Source organism: Symmachiella macrocystis (genome assembly GCF_007860075.1).
Classification (GTDB): Bacteria; Planctomycetota; Planctomycetia; order Planctomycetales; family Planctomycetaceae; genus Symmachiella; species Symmachiella macrocystis.
This window is the reverse complement of sequence record NZ_SJPP01000001.1, coordinates 2,840,792-2,858,655: the sequence shown is the minus strand read 5'-3', so window position 1 is coordinate 2,858,655 and position 17,864 is coordinate 2,840,792. Positions and strand designations below refer to the sequence as shown.

Sequence of the window (17,864 nt, the reverse complement as noted above, 5' to 3'; positions counted from 1 at the left end):
TCGCGATTATGAGCAGCCGACCGTCAACCGACGCATTGAATGCACTGACGCCAGAGGAAGCACGCGTCATTCTTCACAAAGGGACCGAACGGCCGTTTAGCGGCGAACATGCCGATCGAAAAACGGCCGGAACGTATCTCTGCCGCCACTGCAACGCGCCGCTCTACCAAGCAACGGACAAATTTGACAGCGGCTGTGGTTGGCCCAGCTTCGACGATGAAATCTCCGGAGCTGTCACCCGCCACGTGGATGCCGATGGCCTGCGCACGGAGATCGTTTGCAAGAATTGCGAGGGCCATTTGGGGCATGTCTTTTTGGGCGAACGTATGACCCCTAAGAATACGCGGCACTGTGTCAATTCGGTGTCGTTGACTTTCACTCCCGAAGGGGAACCGCTGCCACCAGTCATTTTACTGAATGACGAATAAACGGCGATCACTGCCCAGCGCGGCTTAGGCACCGGGGGCACTTTTGTGTGGCGGCGTTTGTGCGTCTAAATTTTTTTGTCTGTTGGAATCCACATCGTCATAATCCGCTTGCCCCAAATGAAAACTGCTCTAGACACCGGGAGAGACGACTGTGCCGGCATGCCCGGGCTGGATGCCATCTTCCCGTTCTAGTCGGCGACGGAAACGCAAATGCCGTTGCCGGGTCAATTCCACCAACGGCCGCCACATTCGCGAGGTGAGTTGGTGTTTGATGAGCAGGTGCCACAGGAAATTGGACCGTTTGTACAAGTAGGACATCGCCAAATAGGCGGGTACCGCTCGCCAATCGCGCGGCCGTCTGCGCCAAATTGAGCGATTCGAAAACAGCCGCCGATAACACCAGGCATACCCCTCGGCCAACTGCTCTGGGGTCAGATGCTTGGGCTGATAGACGACGTGAGCGGTGTCGAACTTGCTCCAGTCGGTGTGCAACAGCCGGTTTTCGGATTGCATTTGCGCGAACAGCGGCGTGCTGGGATAGGGGGTCAGAATGTGGAACGTGGCGCAGGCCAACCGGTTCGCCTCGATCCATTGGACCGTCGTTTCAAACACATTCTCGCGGTCGTGATCAAAACCAAGGACGAAACTGCCGTTCACTTGAATGCCGTTGCGATGGAAAATCTCCACACGCCTCGCATAGTCGTCGGTGCGCGGGCTCTTCTTGTGTGCGTCGACTATATTATCGTTTTGTAGCGACTCGAACCCCACGAAAACTCCCGTACAGCCGGCCAATGCCATTTCGCGCACCAAAGAAGGATCATCGGTGACGTCGATACTGACAGCCGCGCTCCAAATCTTTTCCAACGGCCGCAATCTGTGGCATAATTTCCGCAGGTAGTCCGGTTTGGAGCCGAGATTGTTATCAACAAAGACCGCATACGGCTGCCCGTCGCGCACAAACTCTTCAGCGATTTGTTCGACATCGCGCGTCAGGTAAGGCATGTGCAACCCATCCGTCGACAAGTAGCAAAACCCGCAACGATTGTGACAGCCGCGCGTGGCAATCAAACTAGTGGTCGTCAAATATCCCCGCCGCGCCAACAGGTCTCGACGCGGCGGTGGGTCATCGCGATAGGGGCGGCGAAAGTCGGTGCGATAAACGTGTTGAAGTTTACCGGCATCGATGTCGCGCAGAATCCGCTCCCACAGTACGACCCCGTCGCCGATCGCTAGCGCATCGGCATGAGGCGCCGCCTCATCCGGGCAAGAGAGAACATGCAGTCCACCGAGCACCACTTTGGCTCCGCGTTCGCGATACCACCGTGCCAACTCGTAGGCTCGATTCGCGAACGTCAGATGCACCGAAATACCAACGACTTCCGGAAAGGGCGCGATCGGAGGTGGGCCTTGTAGCAGGTTTTCATCCCAGTAGGCGATTTCCCATTCTGCCGGGGTACTCGCAGCGATGCTGGTAAGTGCCAGCGTCGGAGTTAATACATGTTTGCCGAAACTGGCATGCGGATCTTTGGGATAGAACGGGTTAATGAGCAATGCATAGCGTCGCTGCACCCGCGCCGATATCGGGATCGGGTTGAGTTGCGGGGCGATGCGCATCGCTGAGGGCATCCAGGGAGTTGGCATGCGAGACCTTTCTGGTTTCAGAAGCCAAATAACTTGGTACCACAAAGTTATTTCTCAACAACTAGGTGGTGACTTAGCATGGGACGATCTAACACGAGTGTGAAAACCACGAATTTTTAACGACAATTACGTTATCCAACGGATGCCACTGAAAAAACAGATGCGCAAAAAGACGAAGACCAATCACTTTGCATTACAAAGTATATACTTCCTAGGCAGAAGTCAAATGAAATCCGGCCAAAAGCTCGCCAGCGATTTCTGGAAGAGATGAGACTTGAGACGCTTTGGTTGTGAGTCCACGTGCGGAAAGATATTGGTTGCATATCGAAGAGACTCGGTCCGTACCGCTCAGGCAATCGCCTTGACAAGGCGAATCTGCAAAACAACGATATGAGAAGGTGATGTGCTTGAAGTCCTCGCAAGTTCCGCTGTGTTGATTGGCATGCCAGATGTTGATCTCGGACTTTTCCTAGGAGTTGTCGCCATTGTGGCATGAAATTCCCTGTTTGGTACCGCACTTGCTCGCCTAAAATCAGCAAAGCACCCATTCACGATCCTCACTTTCTCGATTGGTGGCAGTATGGCGGCGAAAGAAAAACACGAGAAACCAAAGAAGGCGTCCAAAAAACATCGAGCGGAAGAAGCTTTGACGAACGGTACGGGCGACGTCAAAGCAGAGAAGCACGCAATTGATACCAAGGCCTACGAAAAAGAACTTGCTCGCCTACAAATTGAGCTGGTAAAGCTTCAAGAGTGGGTCAAGCATGAAAAACTGAAGGTCGTGGTGATTTTTGAGGGTCGCGACGCCGCCGGGAAAGGGGGCGTGATCAAACGGATCACTGAAAGCCTGAACCCCCGGATCTGCCGCGTCGTGGCCTTGGGAACACCGACTGAGCGGGAAAAAACGAGTTGGTATTTCCAGCGCTACGTTGCCCATTTGCCCGCTGCGGGAGAAATTGTGTTGTTCGACCGCAGTTGGTACAACCGGGCGGGCGTAGAACGGGTGATGGGATTTTGCAGTGATTCGCAGTATCAGGAGTTTCTCCGTTCCTGCCCAGAGTTTGAACGGATGTTGGTCCGCTCGGGAATCATGGTCATTAAGTATTGGTTTTCCGTCAGCGACGCGGAACAAGAACGTAGATTCCAGAAGCGGATGAATGATCCAACCCGCAGTTGGAAACTCAGTCCCATGGATGTGGAATCCCGCTCGCGCTGGATCGAGTATTCCAAAGCAAAGGACGTGATGTTCGCGCACACCGACATCAAACAAGCTCCGTGGTTTGTGGTCAAAGCCGACGTAAAAAAGTGCGCGCGGTTGAATTGCATCAGCCATTTCCTCAGCATGGTTCCCTACAAAGATTTGACTCCCTCGCCTCCCGAATTGCCGCCGCGGCCCGAAGGAACCGGCTATATGCGTCCGCCGATTGAGGATCAGACATTCATCGACGAACTCTGGTGAGCCTTTCATAACGTTGCCACTCAGAGTAATGTTTCCATCGGCCTATCGGCTCGTTGGCGATGTTGTGGTCGGGCGTTCACGAAAACAGTCGCCGCCAATGCATGCTGAACGAATCACGACATTTTGAAATTGAGTAAAACATGCACAAGTACGTCATCATGGGTGTTCAAGGCTGCGGCAAGGGCACGCAAGCCACAATGCTCGCTGAAACTCTGGACTTGGTGCATATCAGCGTGGGCGACATTTTCCGTTGGCTCATAAAGAATCACACGAAACTGGGGGCACAGGTTAAGCGTATTGTCGCTTCCGGAAACTTAATCGGCGACGAAGTCGTGGAGCCGATCGTGCGTAGACGGCTGAACGAACATGATTGGAATTATGGTTTCATCCTCGACGGATTTCCCCGGAGCGTCTCTCAAGCAGGGTTTTTCCTGGAAAGTTACGACATCGACGCCGTGATTCATATCCAGGTGCCCGATGCCGTCGTTAGCGAACGGGTCTTATCGCGGCGGCTGTGCAGCCAATGTGGGTTGGACTACAATCTGATCTCACACCGCCCGGCGGTGGAGAACGTATGTGACGTCTGTGGAGGCCAACTGGTCTCCCGCCCCGATGATACGCCCGAAGCATTGGCTGAACGCTTGAAGGATTACCACGAAAAGACAAAGCCGGTCCTCGAACTTTTCCGCCGCAAAGAGTTGGTGCTCGACATCGACGGTACGCTTCCGCCCCAGGAAGTTCAACAGGACATCCGTTCGCAACTCGGCGTTTCGCTATAGCTCGCGGCAGTTGCCCTGAGCCATCCTGCGCGCATTGGATTTCCCCCGCGGCTGAATCTACGCAGCAGCTCCGGTCCTCCCAAGGGGCACCTTCTCGGCGTGAATAAAATCCGTTCATCTCTCAACAACATTCCATATTCGTAGTTGCCGCACGAGGAATTTGTTTGTACTTTGCAGCAATGAAGGACAGACCCGTTGCTCAGGATGGAATTCAATCGCAACGATCGCACGGCAGAATCGAGCCGGACGACGCGCGTCGCACTTGCGCAGCCGGGTTGTTGATGACGGCCAAACTTCCCTCGCGGATTGTTATCCGCAGCCTACGGCGTGTCTTGCTGACGGCGATGGCTTTGCTGGGAACCGCCAATGTGCTGCTGGCCGAAAGCACGTCGATCTTCGACACGGCTTCGTACAACTCCGAAAAGATCAGCGAAATCTTCCTGCTGGTGTTGGCGATCACCGGCTTGATTTTTGTATTGGTGTTCTCCGCCATCGCGGTATTCGTGGTGCGGTTTCGTGCGCGTCGCAGTGAAACGGAGGATGAGCCGGAACCCCCGCAAATTTATGGCAGTTGGCCAATCGAGATTGCCTGGACGATCGCGCCGCTGTTAATCATTTTTGTCTTGTTCCTGGTGGTCGTCCGATCGGTCAATGAACAGCGGCCCACGCAGGCTCCGGGCGATGCCGTGCAGGTGCGGGTGATTGGAAACCAATGGTGGTGGTCCTTCGAATATCCCGAACTGGGATTCATCACCGCGAATGAATTGCATGTCCCGCTGGACGACACTGAAGATCCCAGTTCGGTCTTTATGCAATTGGAATCGGCAGATGTGGCGCACAGTTTTTGGGTCCCACGCCTGGCCGGCAAGACCGATCTGATCCCCAACAGAATCAACACGATGTGGTTTACGCCCAACGAGACGGGCGTCTATTACGGGCAATGTGCGGAATACTGCGGGACGCAACACTCGAAAATGTTGTTGCGGGTGATCGTGGAAACCCCCAGCGAATTTGCAGCTTGGGTGGAGAATGAAAAGAAGCCAGCGGTGAACGATCCTGCGGTCGCCGACGGGCGGGCGCTGTTTCTGGAACATTCCTGCGCCAGTTGCCATACGATTCGCGGCACCAACGCGCGGGGCACCTTTGGGCCGGACCTGACGCATCTAATGAGCCGTCAAACCATCGGTGCCGGGGCCGCTGAGAACAATCACGACAATCTGATTACTTGGATCACGAATCCACATGTTTTCAAAACGGGCTGCTATATGCCCGAGATGAAACTGACAGCCGAAAACGTCAAAACCGTCGTCTCATATCTGGAAACCCTTCGATAGCGGGCAATTGTTGTCATGGAAGCAGACGCCTACACCGCCCTACCGAACCGTCGCCCCGCCACAGCGGTGGCGCACGATTGGGTGACGACGGTGGACCACAAACAAATCGGCATCCTGTACATTGTGGCGAGTTGTTTTTTCCTGACGCTGGGCGGCCTGGAAGCTTTGTTGATGCGGCTGCAATTGTGGATGCCCGATCTGGAGATCGTCAGCCCGCAAACGTTCAACCAATTGTTCACGATGCACGGCACGACGATGATTTTCTTCGTCGTGATGCCGGTGGAAGCGGGCATGGCCAACTATTTGGTACCGTTGATGATCGGTGCACGGGACATGGCCTTTCCACGGCTGAACGCGTTTGGCTTTTGGATGTTTCTCTTCGGCGGGTTTTTGTTGTATTTCAGCTATTTCGGCGCGATGGGCCTATACGGCGCCGGCTCGGCTCCCGACATCGGTTGGTACGCCTATGCCCCCCTGACTTCGCCGGCATTTTCGCGCGGGAATAGCACCGATTACTGGCTGCTGGGGACGATGATTTCGGGCGTGGGGAGCGTTTCGTTTGCTGTGAATATGATCGCCACGATCATCACCATGCGGGCGCCCGGCATGCGGTTGTCAATGATGCCGTTGTTCGCCTGGATGATTTTGGTCACGTCTGGTTTGATTGTGTTCGCGTTTCCGCCCTTTACGGCGGCGGAAATCATGATGTTGTTCGACCGGCATCTTGGTGCGCATTTCTTTGATACGCAAGCCGGGGGCGACGGTCTGTTGTGGCAGCACCTGTTTTGGTTCTTTGGACACCCGGAAGTCTACATTCTCGCGCTACCGGCGTTTGGCATCGTTTCAGAAGTCATCCCTGTGTTTTCCCGCAAGGTGATCTTCGGCTATGCATCGATGGTGGCGGCCACGGTGAGCATTGGCTTTATCGCCATGGGGGTCTGGGCGCATCACATGTTCACGGTCGGGATGAGCAGCACGATCGACCTGTTTTTCAGTGCTGCGACTTTCCTGATTGCCGTGCCGACCGGAATCAAAATGTTCAACTGGACGGCGACGCTCTACGGCGGCAGGATTCGTTTGACCGTTCCGATGCTGTTTTCGCTGGGATTTCTTTCGCTATTTTTAATCGGCGGTTTGACCGGCATTATGCTGGCGATTGTGCCGATGGACTGGCAACTCAGCGATAGCTATTTCCTGATCGGCCACTTCCACTTTGTGGCCTTTGGCGGGATCTTTTTCGCGGTGATGTCGGCCTATTACTATTGGTACCCCAAAGCCATTGGGCGAAAGATGAACCGTAAGTTGGGGCTGTGGCATTTCTGGCTGCAATTTATCGGGTTCAATCTGACGTTCATTCCGATGCACTTCTCCGGCATCCTGGGCATGCCCCGCCGCGTGTATACTTATAAGGCGGGTGTGGGGTTGGAATTTTGGAATCAAGTGACCACCGTCGGTGCGATTATCACCGGCATTTCATTGCTGTTTTTCATTGTCAATCTGTGGTACTCCTATTTTTATGGCGAGGAAGCGGGCGACGACCCTTGGAATGCTTGGACGTTGGAATGGGCGACGACTTCGCCGCCCCCGGCTTATAACTTTGAAGAACTTCCGGTTGTCAAAAGCCGGCGGCCGTTGTGGGATTTGAAACATCCCGACGATCCGGACTGGAAACACGAATAACCGGCCTCACGAATTCATGAGCGAAATTGCGCACACCACATCCGGCGAAATGGCCGCCCCCCCACAGGGTTGGGAGGGGGAAGGGACGTCGCAACTGGATCCCAAGAAAGTCGGCATGGCCTGCTTTCTGTGTTCCGAAGCGGCCTTCTTCATGACCTTGCTGGTGGGTTACGGTTTGTATCTCGGAAGAGACCTAACTGGACCCACGCCGGCGGAAGTGCTCAGTATGCCGCTGGTGATTGTGAATACGATATTGCTATTGAGCAGCAGCATCACAATCGCCCTGGCTATGAAACGGTATGAGAAATCAGAATTCGGACAGTTTCGCCTGTTCCTGGGGCTGACCATATTTTTGGGCGCGGCGTTCATTGTGGGGACGGGCATCGAATGGAAGGGGCTGATTGAAGATCACGGACTGACGATCAGCCGCAATTTGTTTGGCACGACGTTCTATACGCTGATCGGTTTCCATGCGACGCATGTGACGATCGGCTTGATCATGATGTCGACGTTGTTGGGCATCCAAGCAGCCGGACGTTTGGGGACCGACAGCCCGGCAGCGGAACTGATTTCGTGGTACTGGCACTTTGTGGATGGCGTGTGGATTGTGGTCTTTTGTCTGGTTTATGTGTTTGGCCGTTGACGGCATCAGAAAGCAGATTTGACGCATTGAATTCTTCTCCCGAACAACATGAAGGCTCCACCGAACGTGGCGACGCACCAGTGCGTGAAGAGGTGGTGGAAATGCCCAACGCCACAGCTGCGCCGATGGTGATGGCATTCGGGCTGACTTTGGCGCTTTCCAGCGTGGTGATGCATTTGGCCTTTGCCGTGGTCGGCTTGGTGATTGCGGTGGGCGGATTGGTGTATTGGATACGCCACCTGACCCCGGGCGCGGGAGTGCACTGGGAAGAATGGGTTCCCGAAAGCAATCGCCCCCAACCGGTGCAGGTCTCACCGCGTGGCGTCTCCTCGATTCAATCCGGAATGCCGGGCCATCGGCTGCGTGTTCCCGCGGAGATTTATCCCTACTCGGCAGGCCTCAAGGGGGGGATTGTCGGCGGGGCGATGATGGCGCTCACGGCGCTGGCATACGGGCATTTCAGCGGGCATGGCATTTGGTATCCCGTCAATCTGCTCTCGGCAATGGTCATCCCGGCGTTCAATAACATGGGCGCTGAGGATCTCGACAAGTTCCACCTGATGGGCTTGATAGTGGGAACGATCATTCATGTGGTGACATCGATAATCGTGGGTCTGTTTTTTGGCATCATTTTGCCGATGTGCCCGCGCTGGCCGCTTTTGTGGGGCGGGTTGGTCGCTCCTCTGTTGTGGTCAGGATTTGTGTACGGATTCATGGGCGTCCTCAATCCAGTGATGAGTGAGCAGGTGGACTGGCCCTGGTTCTTCGTTTCACAATTCGCCTTCGGAATCACAATGGGGTTTGTCGTGATGCAATCGACAAAAGTTCAAATCCAACAGGTACTGGAAGTGGAAACCCAACAGTCGGCGGACAACAGCCAACACTCGCAACCGGACGAATCGTGACCAGACAACGCATCCAATCAATTCGCAAGAAAGTCCCACAACCGTCGCACGGTTTCTTGCGGCGATGGTGCGGCTGCTTGTGTCTGTTCTCGCTATTTTTCTCCGCGGGGTGCTTCGACTCACTGCCGGGCAAGCCCACGGAAGCAGATCGTTATAAACGTCCCGACACGATCATGGATTCTTCCACGCTCTACAAAACCAATTGCTCGGGTTGCCATGGTGCCGACGGCACAATGGGACCGGCGCCCCCGTTGAATGATCCGCTGTTTTTGGCGATTTGTTCCGATGCGGATATCAAGCAGATCGTCATGCACGGTCGCGACCACACCCCGATGCCGGCCATGGACCACAAAACGAGTGGGCCGCTGACGGAGAAACAAATCGATGCCATCGTTGCCGGCATTCGCGCGGAATGGGGAAAAACGCCACCCCAACTATCACCACCGTTTCCGCCCTACAAAATCTCCGACCCGCCCGGTAGCACGCAAGCCGGTAAAAAAGTCTTCTCGCAATATTGCGCCACCTGTCATGGCAAAGACGGCCAAGGGGACACGGCGGGAGCACTGAACGACGCCGGTTTTCTGGGGACCATCAGCAATCAAGCCTTAAGACGGATTATCATCACCGGCCGCAGCGACTTAGGCATGCCGAACTACCATGCGATTAGCAACGATTCGTTGGAGGGCAAACCGCTGACCTCGCAACAGATCACCGACCTGGTCGCCCTGCTGGCAGAGTGGCGCACCGCTGACGTAGGGGGCAACGAGTAACGGAATGGACGAAGGAAATTGTATGAATTCACAATCCGGCGAACCTCCGACCATGGAGACGGCAACCACCCGACGGGGGTTTATGGAGTGGTTTAGCTGGGCGCTCCTGGGGCTAGGCAGCGTGGCGATGGCGATCCCGATCTTGGGATTTTTTCTGGGGCCGATTCTCAAGCCGCGGGCCGATGAATGGGTCGATTTCGGACCACTCACGGACTTCCCGCAAAACTCAACACGTTTGGTGGATGTCTTAAACCCGCTGCGCGGCGCCAACGATGGGATGACCGGCAAGGTGGCCGCCTATGTGCGGCGGATCGAGGGTGAGACGTTTCAAATATTCTCCACGCACTGTACCCATTTGGGTTGTCCGGTGTCGTGGTTTAAGGAATCGGGGCTCTATATGTGTCCCTGCCACGGTGGCGTGTACTACGAAGATGGAGGACATGCCTCTGGTCCGCCGCCGCGCGGATTATACGAATTCGAGCATCGCGTCGAAGAAGACCGTTTGATGGTCAAATTGGGACATCTGCCCACGTTGCAAAATCCGGGAAGCGCGCACGTCTCGGGAAAAAACTCATAACGGCAGCGGCGAAGGAATCCGCAACACAATGAAACAGGCAATCGGTAAACTCTTGTGGTGGTTTGAAGAGCGGCTTGAGCTGCGCACATCGTTGTGGACGGTGATGCGACACCCCATTCCGCGCGATCTCCGCACGCAAGTCGGCTGGCTGTATGTTTTCGGCAGCACGGCTATGACACTGTTGGTGTTGCAGATAGTGACCGGCATCGGCTTGGGCATGGTCTATGTTCCCTCGGCCGGCGAAGCTTATGAAAGCTTAGAGCACATCAACTACAACGTCGAACTCGGTTGGATGTTGCGAGCGATTCACAATTGGTCGGCCAACGGCATGGTGGTGCTGGTGGTCGTGCATATGACCCAAGTCTTTTTGATGGGGGCCTACAAATATCCCCGCGAATTGACTTGGATGATCGGCGTCGTACTTTTCTTGTTGACGCTCGGCATGGCATTCACCGGTCAAGTGTTGCGCTGGGACGCCGATTCCTATTGGGGTCTGGGCGTCGGAGTGGCGATGGTTGGGCGGATTCCGTACATCGGTCCGGAGTTAGTGGAGTTGATGTTGGGCGGCCCGACGGTGGGAGCGGATACGCTGAGCCGGTTCTTTGCGCTACACGTGTTTGTCATGCCCGGCCTGTTGTTTGCCTCGCTGACGGTGCACCTGTATCTGGTGATCCGCAAAGGAATCTCAGAACCACCCAAGCCGGATGAACTGGTCGATCCGGAAACCTATGTTGAAAAATATGAAGAGAAACTAAAAACAGGCGATCCGTTTTTCCCGGATGTCTTTTTGCGGGATGCGGCGTTTATCGGATTGACGTTGTTGGTGATTGTGGGGATGTCCGCCATCTTGGGGCCTGATGGTCCCGGTGCGCCGCCCGATCCGACCTTGCTGGCCGTCGAACCGTTGCCCGATTGGTATTTCCTGCCCGCGTTCGCCGTGTTGGCGCTCAGTCCGCCCTCGTTGGAGACGGGGATTATTTTGATTGCGCCGGTGATCATTGTCGCCATCATGTTCTTGTTTCCGGTCTTCGCCGGAAAAGGACAGCGCAGTCCGCGTCGACGGCCGGTGGCTGTGCTGATCGTCATCGGCTGTTTCCTCAGCTACTGCGTGTTGTGGCAGTTGGGCGTGCAGGAACCGTGGTCGCCGCACATGACCGCCTGGAGCGGCGTGCCGGTGCCGACGCACATGATTAAAGGTCGCTCGCCCAAAGAGTTGCAAGGGGCGGCCATCCTTCAAGAGAAGACCTGTCGAAACTGCCACGCGCTCGATGGACAGGGAGGCCAGCGGGGTCCGGATCTGACCGTGGTGGCGACGCGACTGACGCGGGACCAGTTGATTCGACAAGTCGTTCAAGGAGGCGGAAATATGCCCGCCTACGGCAAAGAATTGAATCGCTTCGAAGTCGAAGCATTGGTCAGCTTTTTGGAGACATTAAAGCCAGAGGGTTACGCTTCGGCCGAAGCCTCGGTGGTCACCGATCGGGCTGATTGAACTGTCGCTGCGGATTCGTTTTTCGGACGATTTTTCACCGGTGATTTCAGTGGACTCCTCGTTCCAAGCCATTCTCAGTTCCTGGTCATTCGACGTTTGGATCGTAGCTCCGATTGTACTGTCATCGCTGCTGTATTTGCGGGGCTGGTGCGTACTTCGCCAACGTGGATCACAGCGATTCGGTGCCTGGCAATTGGCGGCGTTTGGTTGCGGCATGGCTTTGTTGTCCATCGCCCTGCTCTCGCCCATTGAAACTTTCTCGGCGTTGATGTTGCGGATGCACATGGTGCAACATCTGCTGTTGATGTTTCTCATACCGCCGCTGCTTTGGCTCAGTGCCCCCGAATTGCCGCTGCTGTGTGGATTGCCCTCCGGCGTGCGTCGTGAATGGATCGCGCCACTTTATCGTTGGAAACCGATCCGTAGCGGCTTTGCCTTTCTCACGCGGCCACCGGTGGCGTGGGGTCTGTTTGTCGCAGCGACTTGGATCTGGCATCTCCCGCGCTTTTACGATGCTGCGCTAAGCTCTGGAACCTTGCATAACTTGGAGCATGCCTGTTTCTTCTGGGCAGCCATGCTGTTTTGGTGGCCGGTCGTGCAGCCCTATCCGAGTCGATTGAAATATTCCCGGTGGGTCCTGCTACCCTATTTGTTTCTGGCGGCGGTCCAAGGAACGGTTCTGTCGGGAATTCTTTCGTTTGCCAACGATGTGATTTATGATCATTACGAATTACTTCCGAAGGTGTGGGGCATTACCGCAATCGATGATCAGGCCATCGCCGGAACGTTGATGTGGCTGTTTGGCATGCTGGCCTATGTGATTGCCGGAGCGTTAGTCGGATATAAATTGCTCTTTGCACCCCGGTCGAGGCAACTTCACTTTGCCGTGGCTGGTATGCCCCCTGTACAGAGCCGAGTAACCACGTATGCCCCCCCCGCAGCAGTGCGGCCGACTACCCGCCGATTGAATCGCGCTAAGCATCGCCCACCGGTGCGACAACAATTGCCGATACTCTCCCACGATGGGCATTCCAGCCACCGCCCTGCGCGGGACGTGCTGAACGTGCCGCTCTTGGGCCGGTTTCTGCGGTGGAACAAATCGCGGTTGGTGCTGCAATTCGTGATGTTCGCAGCGGCGGCTTTGGTGATCGTCGATGGATTGTTGGGAGCGCAGATTGTTTCGCTGAATCTGGCAGGTGTGCTGCCGTGGATTCATTGGCGCGGTTTTTTGGTGCTGGGGTTACTCGTCGCGGGGAATCTGTTTTGCATGGCTTGCCCGTTCAAATTATCGCGAACGTTGGGGAAGACACTGTTCGGCGGTCGTCGACATTGGCCGCGATGGCTGCGCTCCAAATGGCTGGCCGTCGGCTTGTTGTTCGTGTTCTTCTGGGCCTATGAAGTGTTTTCATTGTGGCAAAGCCCCTGGTGGACGGCTTGGATCGCGGTGGGGTATTTTCTGGCGGCGTTTGTGGTGGATGGTTTTTTTCGCGGTGCGGCGTTTTGTAAGTACGTGTGCCCGATCGGTCAGTTCAATTTTGTGCAATCACTCGTTTCGCCCTTAGAAGTTCGCGTCCGTGACACGTCTGTCTGTGAAGAGTGCACGACCAAGGAGTGCATTCGTGGGGCTGCGGCGACAGCGACGGCTGCGGCAATTCCCGGCTGTGAATTGCATTTGTATCAACCGCGCAAGTCGAGTAATTTTGATTGCACGTTTTGCCTCGATTGCGTGCATTCCTGTCCGCATCAAAACGTAGGGATTCTGACAACGCTGCCCGGTCGGGAACTACTCCGTAATCCGCGGCGGTCGGGGATCGGCAAGCTGGGCGGTCGAACGGATGTGGCGGCGCTGGTGTTGCTATTGGTCTTTGCCGCTTTCGTCAATGCGGCAGGAATGGTCGCCCCTGTCTTGGATCTGATCGACAGGCTGCAAGCGGGGTGGGGTTTTGCGAGTCGCATTCCCATTGTCACGGCTGGCTATCTGTTGGGTTTGGGGGCAGTGCCATTCTGCTTGGTGGCGATTGCTTCGCTGGCTGGACGTCGCTGGAGTGGGGATTCCGAATCCGCATTGCGGATCGCGACGCGGTTCTCGTACATGCTCGTCCCGCTTGGATTTTCGATGTGGTTGGCACATTACAGTTTCCATCTGTTCACCAGCAGCGGCGCGTTCAGCGCTGCGATGCGGCGATTTCTCAGTGAGTTTGGATGGCGCGACGTCGAGACGGCAGCATGGGTCTGCTCGTGCGGCTTAGAAACGGCCGATTGGTTGTTGAAAATGGAGCTGATCCTGTTGGATGCCGGATTGTTACTGTCGTTGTATATCGGCTACCGCATTGCCCGCGATCGCTATTTGGGGATGCGGCGCGCCATGGGAGCCTTTCTGCCTTGGGCGGGGATAGCGGTTATTTTGTTTCTCGCGGGCGTTTGGCTCGTGTTTCAGCCGATGCAAATGCGCGGCGTGATGCCGATGGGGATGTGAACATGATCACGGCACACTCTTCACGGAAATTTCTTCTACTGCTGGGCTTGTTCTGTTGGGCGTGGCTGCCCGCGCAGGCCAAGGGGGATGGAGGCACGGCCCGATTTTCGGGGAACGTTGGCGACTATCGCATGACCGTCTTCACTGAGCCGACTCCATTGCGCGCCGGTCCGGTCGATGTCAGTGTCTTGCTCCAGGACCGGCAAACAGGGGGATTCGTAACGGATGCGGCGGTTACTATCTCAGTATCTCACACCGACCGACCATTGAACGTCAATCGAGTTACAGCAACGACTGCTTCTGCGACGAACAAACTATTTCAAGCAGCATCGTTTGAATTCGCGCAGCCGGGCACTTGGAATATCGGTGTGGAGGTGCGCGGGAATCAACAAGCGGACAGCTGCGCGTTCGAACTCAATGTCGCTCCGCGTTTTCCGCGTTGGGTCGACTTCATTTTTTGGATTGGCTTTCCGGTCATTCCGATCGCGCTGTTTGGGGTGCGGGAGTCGGTCCGATATCGCCAAGCACGCGCATCGACTCCGACCGCCGCCGGCTGACAGCAAATTCACGTTGTATTTCCGACACGATTCGCGTATTTCTCGTAGAACAATTCGCTGTCAAATGGCCGTTTTGTAGTTCTAACTGATTGTTAATTGCACCGCAGACGACAGGTCCGGCATTATTCATCTTCCCTTCCCCCTGCAACGTGTTTGAATCATGAGATATTCCGCATTAATCATTATTCTGGCCGGCACGTTAATCTGCCTTCTACTCGGCGTGTTACGCGATTCGGTGTGGTATCTGCCGTTGATTGTGCTGGGGCCACTCTCGTTGCTCGGTCTCTGGGATTTGGCGCAAACCAAACATAGCATTTGCCGCAATTATCCTCTGTTGGGCCGATTGCGATTTCTGCAGGAGATGATTCGCCCCGAGGTCCATCAATATTACGTCGAAAGCGATCTCGACGGCCGACCGTTCAATCGAGACGAGCGTTCGTTGATTTATGAGCGAGCCAAGAATGTTTCGGGCCTCAAACCGTTCGGCACCGAGATGGATGTCTACGGCGACGAGTATGAATGGTTGGACCACTCAATTGCTCCCCGTCCTAAGCAGGATGAGCCGTTTCGTATCACTGTCGGCGGCCCGGATTGTAAGCAGCCGTATTCGTGTTCGGTCTTGAACATCTCTGCCATGAGTTTCGGGGCGCTCAGCCCCAATGCTATCGAAGCACTCAATCGCGGGGCTCAAAAGGGCAACTTTTATCACTGCACCGGTGAAGGAGGTTTGAGTTCCTATCACCTCAAGAACGGTGGAGATTTGGTGTGGCAAATCGGCACCGGTTACTTTGGTTGCCGCGACCAAAATGGCGCATTCGATCCTGACTTGTTCCGCGAACAGGCGCTCACCCCACAAGTCAAAATGATCGAGATCAAGATTTCGCAAGGAGCTAAACCAGGACACGGCGGTGTGCTGCCCGCGGCCAAGATCACACCGGAGATCGCCAGTACACGAAAAATCCCCATGGGCCGGGACTGTATTTCTCCGCCGGGACATACGACCTTCGATAGCCCCCGCGGTTTGTGCGAATACGTCAAACAGTTGCGGGATCTCTCCGATGGCAAGCCGGTTGGTTTTAAGCTGTGCGTGGGACATCGCCACGAGTTTCTTGCCATCTGCAAAGCGATGTTGGAGACCGGCATACTCCCCGATTTCATCACCGTCGATGGGGGTGAAGGGGGCACAGGAGCGGCACCGAACGAGTTTTCCGACAGCATCGGCACGCCGCTCAAGATGGGGTTGATGTTCGTACACAATGCGCTAGTGGGTTGCGGACTACGCGATAAAATTCGCATTGCCGCTTCGGGAAAAGTTAGTTCGGCTTTTGCTATTGCCCGCAATTTAGCGATTGGCGCCGATTGGTGTAACGCCGCTCGAGGCTTCATGATGGCAGTGGGCTGCATTCAAGCGCAATCGTGTCATACCAATCGCTGCCCGGTGGGCGTCGCCACGCAGGATCCCGTCCGCCAACGGGCGTTGGATGTGGGTGATAAGGGAGAACGGACGTACCATTTTCATCGGAATACCATGGAAACGTTGTCGGAGATCGTAGCAGCGGCTGGCATCGATCATCCCTCGGAATTTCGCCCCTACCACATTCATATCGCCCTCAGTCGCACCAACGTAAAGAACTATCAGGAAGCTCATCCATTTTTGCAGTCGGGCGAGTTGCTGAACGATTGCCAACATCCGGAATTCAAGACGCATTGGGACATTGCTTCGGCGGAGTCATTCCAGGCTCAAAGTGCGAACGTGGAAATCCAAGAAGAGCTTGCCACATAAATCACAGACGTTCATTTTTATTCAGCTATGGGGATTCAGCGATGGCTATTGATGAGTTGACGTATCCGCCCAAAGGCGACAAGAAGAATTCCGCATTTTTTGACGAATATCGCCTGAAAATCTATGAGCGGCGACGCGCTGCTGGCTTGGAACAGTTGCTCGGCAATATGGTGGGCATCGTCGTTCAGGTCGAACACGGCGAAGCGATTCCCTACTTGCGAGAACTCTACCTGCTAGGCCCTTATCGCTTTGAAGCGCTCCATCAAAACGAGACACATCGCATTTATACCCTGTGCTCACAGCCGAATTTTCCACGGATGATCGTGTTGGAGCCACTCACCGCGGACTATGCCGACGAGGTGACGTTGCTCAATCGACTCTATCCGTTGGCGGCTCAAAAGCCCAATGCGCGGTACATCGGCGAAATCTTTAACACCTCTGATACCGGCCAGACACGAGAGATTCTGGAATCACACAATATTCGTTTCAATTATCACCACGAAACAAAAAATCCGTTTTACACCGATTCGGGAGTTCTGTTTACCTTTCCCTCGGATTACACCTGCAACCGGATCGGCTACTTCGAAGGTGATATTGAGGACAGTGAAGCACTCAAGCTGGGCGACAAGATTGAATTCGATGCGACGGAACTGGCGACCTTGGAAAAGATCGCGGAGTTTGCCCAGGCTGAACGTCTCGATCCCCTTGTGTTGGGTGTCGATCATTTGGCGACACGGATTTTGGCGGGGGAACGGGAAGATGCGATTTTAGAATTCTTGACGATGACCCACTACTACTTCTGGGGGGCTTACAACATCGCCGAGATGAATTCGTCGACCAACGTCAATCGCAACGGCCATGTCGAAGACGACAAGCAGTCGCCGGCCAAAGTCTTCACGGCCAACAACACGCCCTCGTTCATCAATTCCTTCGAAGGCCTGCCAATGCCGACTGAGGATTTTGTGCGCAATTACGGACGGCGTTTGCACCATATGGCCTATGAAGTGCAAGACGGCGACCATCGTGGCGGCGAAAAGAACGTCGATTTTGTGGTCAATACCTTGCGGGATAAAGGGGTCAAGTTTCTCGCCCACGTGGTGGGAGAATGTCTCGACGATCCCAACCTCAAGCAGATCTTCTCCAAACATTCGGAGTATTCTATTTTGATCACCGAATACGTGGAACGCTGCCATGGATATGAGGGGTTCTTTACGAAGTCGAATGTTGCCTCCCTGACCGCCGCTGCCGGCCAGGATGAACGTTACGAACATGGACATGTGTTCGACTAATCGTCGGCCCCGCCGAATCGTTGTCGCGTCTCTTCACCAGCACCGATATTT

15 protein-coding genes are annotated in these 17,864 nt (G+C 55.1%); 14 read left to right on the top strand and 1 reads right to left on the bottom strand.

From position 1 onward, the window contains the following. Positions 1–8: 8 nt before the first annotated feature. Positions 9–428 (top strand): methionine-R-sulfoxide reductase, encoded by a 420-nt coding sequence (locus CA54_RS10955; RefSeq protein ID WP_146370807.1) that lies wholly within the window; start codon positions 9–11, stop codon positions 426–428. A 129-nt stretch (positions 429–557) separates the two neighbouring features. On the opposite strand, the gene CA54_RS10950 is transcribed toward CA54_RS10955, so the two are convergent. Then, positions 558–2,069: a B12-binding domain-containing radical SAM protein gene (locus tag CA54_RS10950; protein ID WP_146370806.1), complete on the bottom strand. Its 1,512-nt coding sequence runs from the start codon at positions 2,067–2,069 to the stop codon at positions 558–560. Positions 2,070–2,649: 580 nt separating this feature from the next. On the opposite strand from CA54_RS10950, the gene ppk2 reads away from it, so the two are divergent. The 13 genes from ppk2 (at position 2,650) to CA54_RS10885 (ending at position 17,813) form a co-directional block, all read left to right on the top strand. After that, positions 2,650–3,528 (top strand): polyphosphate kinase 2, encoded by an 879-nt coding sequence (gene ppk2 / locus CA54_RS10945; protein WP_146370805.1) that lies wholly within the window; start codon positions 2,650–2,652, stop codon positions 3,526–3,528. A gap of 140 nt (positions 3,529–3,668) precedes the next feature. Next, positions 3,669–4,307, top strand: a complete 639-nt coding sequence (locus tag CA54_RS10940; RefSeq protein ID WP_146370804.1) for an adenylate kinase family protein — start codon at positions 3,669–3,671, stop codon at positions 4,305–4,307. Between the two features lie 179 nt (positions 4,308–4,486). Beyond that, positions 4,487–5,641: a cytochrome c oxidase subunit II gene (gene coxB / locus CA54_RS10935; RefSeq protein WP_197532385.1), complete on the top strand. Its 1,155-nt coding sequence runs from the start codon at positions 4,487–4,489 to the stop codon at positions 5,639–5,641. A gap of 15 nt (positions 5,642–5,656) precedes the next feature. After that, positions 5,657–7,321: a cytochrome c oxidase subunit I gene (ctaD, locus tag CA54_RS10930; RefSeq protein ID WP_146370803.1), complete on the top strand. Its 1,665-nt coding sequence runs from the start codon at positions 5,657–5,659 to the stop codon at positions 7,319–7,321. A gap of 16 nt (positions 7,322–7,337) precedes the next feature. Then, positions 7,338–7,964, top strand: coding sequence for a cytochrome c oxidase subunit 3 (locus tag CA54_RS10925; RefSeq protein ID WP_146370802.1), 627 nt, complete (start codon positions 7,338–7,340; stop codon positions 7,962–7,964). Between the two features lie 26 nt (positions 7,965–7,990). Then, the gene (locus CA54_RS10920) at positions 7,991–8,869 is read left to right on the top strand and encodes a hypothetical protein (RefSeq protein ID WP_146370801.1); all 879 of its coding nucleotides are present in this window, start codon (positions 7,991–7,993) and stop codon (positions 8,867–8,869) included. Beyond that, positions 8,866–9,639, top strand: a complete 774-nt coding sequence (locus tag CA54_RS10915) for a c-type cytochrome (RefSeq protein ID WP_146370800.1) — start codon at positions 8,866–8,868, stop codon at positions 9,637–9,639. The genes CA54_RS10920 and CA54_RS10915 overlap by 4 nt, the downstream gene beginning before the upstream one ends. Before the next feature lie 22 nt (positions 9,640–9,661). Further along, positions 9,662–10,216: a QcrA and Rieske domain-containing protein gene (locus CA54_RS10910; protein ID WP_197532384.1), complete on the top strand. Its 555-nt coding sequence runs from the start codon at positions 9,662–9,664 to the stop codon at positions 10,214–10,216. A 28-nt stretch (positions 10,217–10,244) separates the two neighbouring features. Beyond that, positions 10,245–11,708: a cytochrome b N-terminal domain-containing protein gene (locus CA54_RS10905; RefSeq protein ID WP_146370798.1), complete on the top strand. Its 1,464-nt coding sequence runs from the start codon at positions 10,245–10,247 to the stop codon at positions 11,706–11,708. Positions 11,709–11,748: 40 nt separating this feature from the next. After that, the gene (locus CA54_RS10900) at positions 11,749–14,184 is read left to right on the top strand and encodes a cytochrome c oxidase assembly protein (protein WP_146370797.1); all 2,436 of its coding nucleotides are present in this window, start codon (positions 11,749–11,751) and stop codon (positions 14,182–14,184) included. A 2-nt stretch (positions 14,185–14,186) separates the two neighbouring features. Then, positions 14,187–14,741: a hypothetical protein gene (locus CA54_RS10895; protein WP_146370796.1), complete on the top strand. Its 555-nt coding sequence runs from the start codon at positions 14,187–14,189 to the stop codon at positions 14,739–14,741. 160 nt (positions 14,742–14,901) lie between these two features. After that, positions 14,902–16,524, top strand: a complete 1,623-nt coding sequence (locus tag CA54_RS10890; protein ID WP_146370795.1) for an FMN-binding glutamate synthase family protein — start codon at positions 14,902–14,904, stop codon at positions 16,522–16,524. A 41-nt stretch (positions 16,525–16,565) separates the two neighbouring features. Continuing rightward, entirely contained in the window at positions 16,566–17,813 is a 1,248-nt protein-coding gene (locus CA54_RS10885) for a hypothetical protein (protein WP_146370794.1), read from the top strand. Positions 17,814–17,864: the final 51 nt, after the last annotated feature.

Excerpts from the sequence above, each read along its gene's own strand:
- CA54_RS10955 (WP_146370807.1), top strand. The coding sequence starts at position 9 with ATGAGCAGCCGACCGTCAACCGACGCATTGAATGCACTGACGCCAGAG.
- CA54_RS10950 (WP_146370806.1), bottom strand. The coding sequence starts at position 2,069 with ATGCCAACTCCCTGGATGCCCTCAGCGATGCGCATCGCCCCGCAACTC.
- ppk2 (WP_146370805.1), top strand. The coding sequence starts at position 2,650 with ATGGCGGCGAAAGAAAAACACGAGAAACCAAAGAAGGCGTCCAAAAAA.
- CA54_RS10940 (WP_146370804.1), top strand. The coding sequence starts at position 3,669 with ATGCACAAGTACGTCATCATGGGTGTTCAAGGCTGCGGCAAGGGCACG.
- coxB (WP_197532385.1), top strand. The coding sequence starts at position 4,487 with ATGAAGGACAGACCCGTTGCTCAGGATGGAATTCAATCGCAACGATCG.
- ctaD (WP_146370803.1), top strand. The coding sequence starts at position 5,657 with ATGGAAGCAGACGCCTACACCGCCCTACCGAACCGTCGCCCCGCCACA.
- CA54_RS10925 (WP_146370802.1), top strand. The coding sequence starts at position 7,338 with ATGAGCGAAATTGCGCACACCACATCCGGCGAAATGGCCGCCCCCCCA.
- CA54_RS10910 (WP_197532384.1), top strand. The coding sequence starts at position 9,662 with ATGAATTCACAATCCGGCGAACCTCCGACCATGGAGACGGCAACCACC.
- CA54_RS10905 (WP_146370798.1), top strand. The coding sequence starts at position 10,245 with ATGAAACAGGCAATCGGTAAACTCTTGTGGTGGTTTGAAGAGCGGCTT.
- CA54_RS10895 (WP_146370796.1), top strand. The coding sequence starts at position 14,187 with ATGATCACGGCACACTCTTCACGGAAATTTCTTCTACTGCTGGGCTTG.
- CA54_RS10890 (WP_146370795.1), top strand. The coding sequence starts at position 14,902 with ATGAGATATTCCGCATTAATCATTATTCTGGCCGGCACGTTAATCTGC.
- CA54_RS10885 (WP_146370794.1), top strand. The coding sequence starts at position 16,566 with ATGGCTATTGATGAGTTGACGTATCCGCCCAAAGGCGACAAGAAGAAT.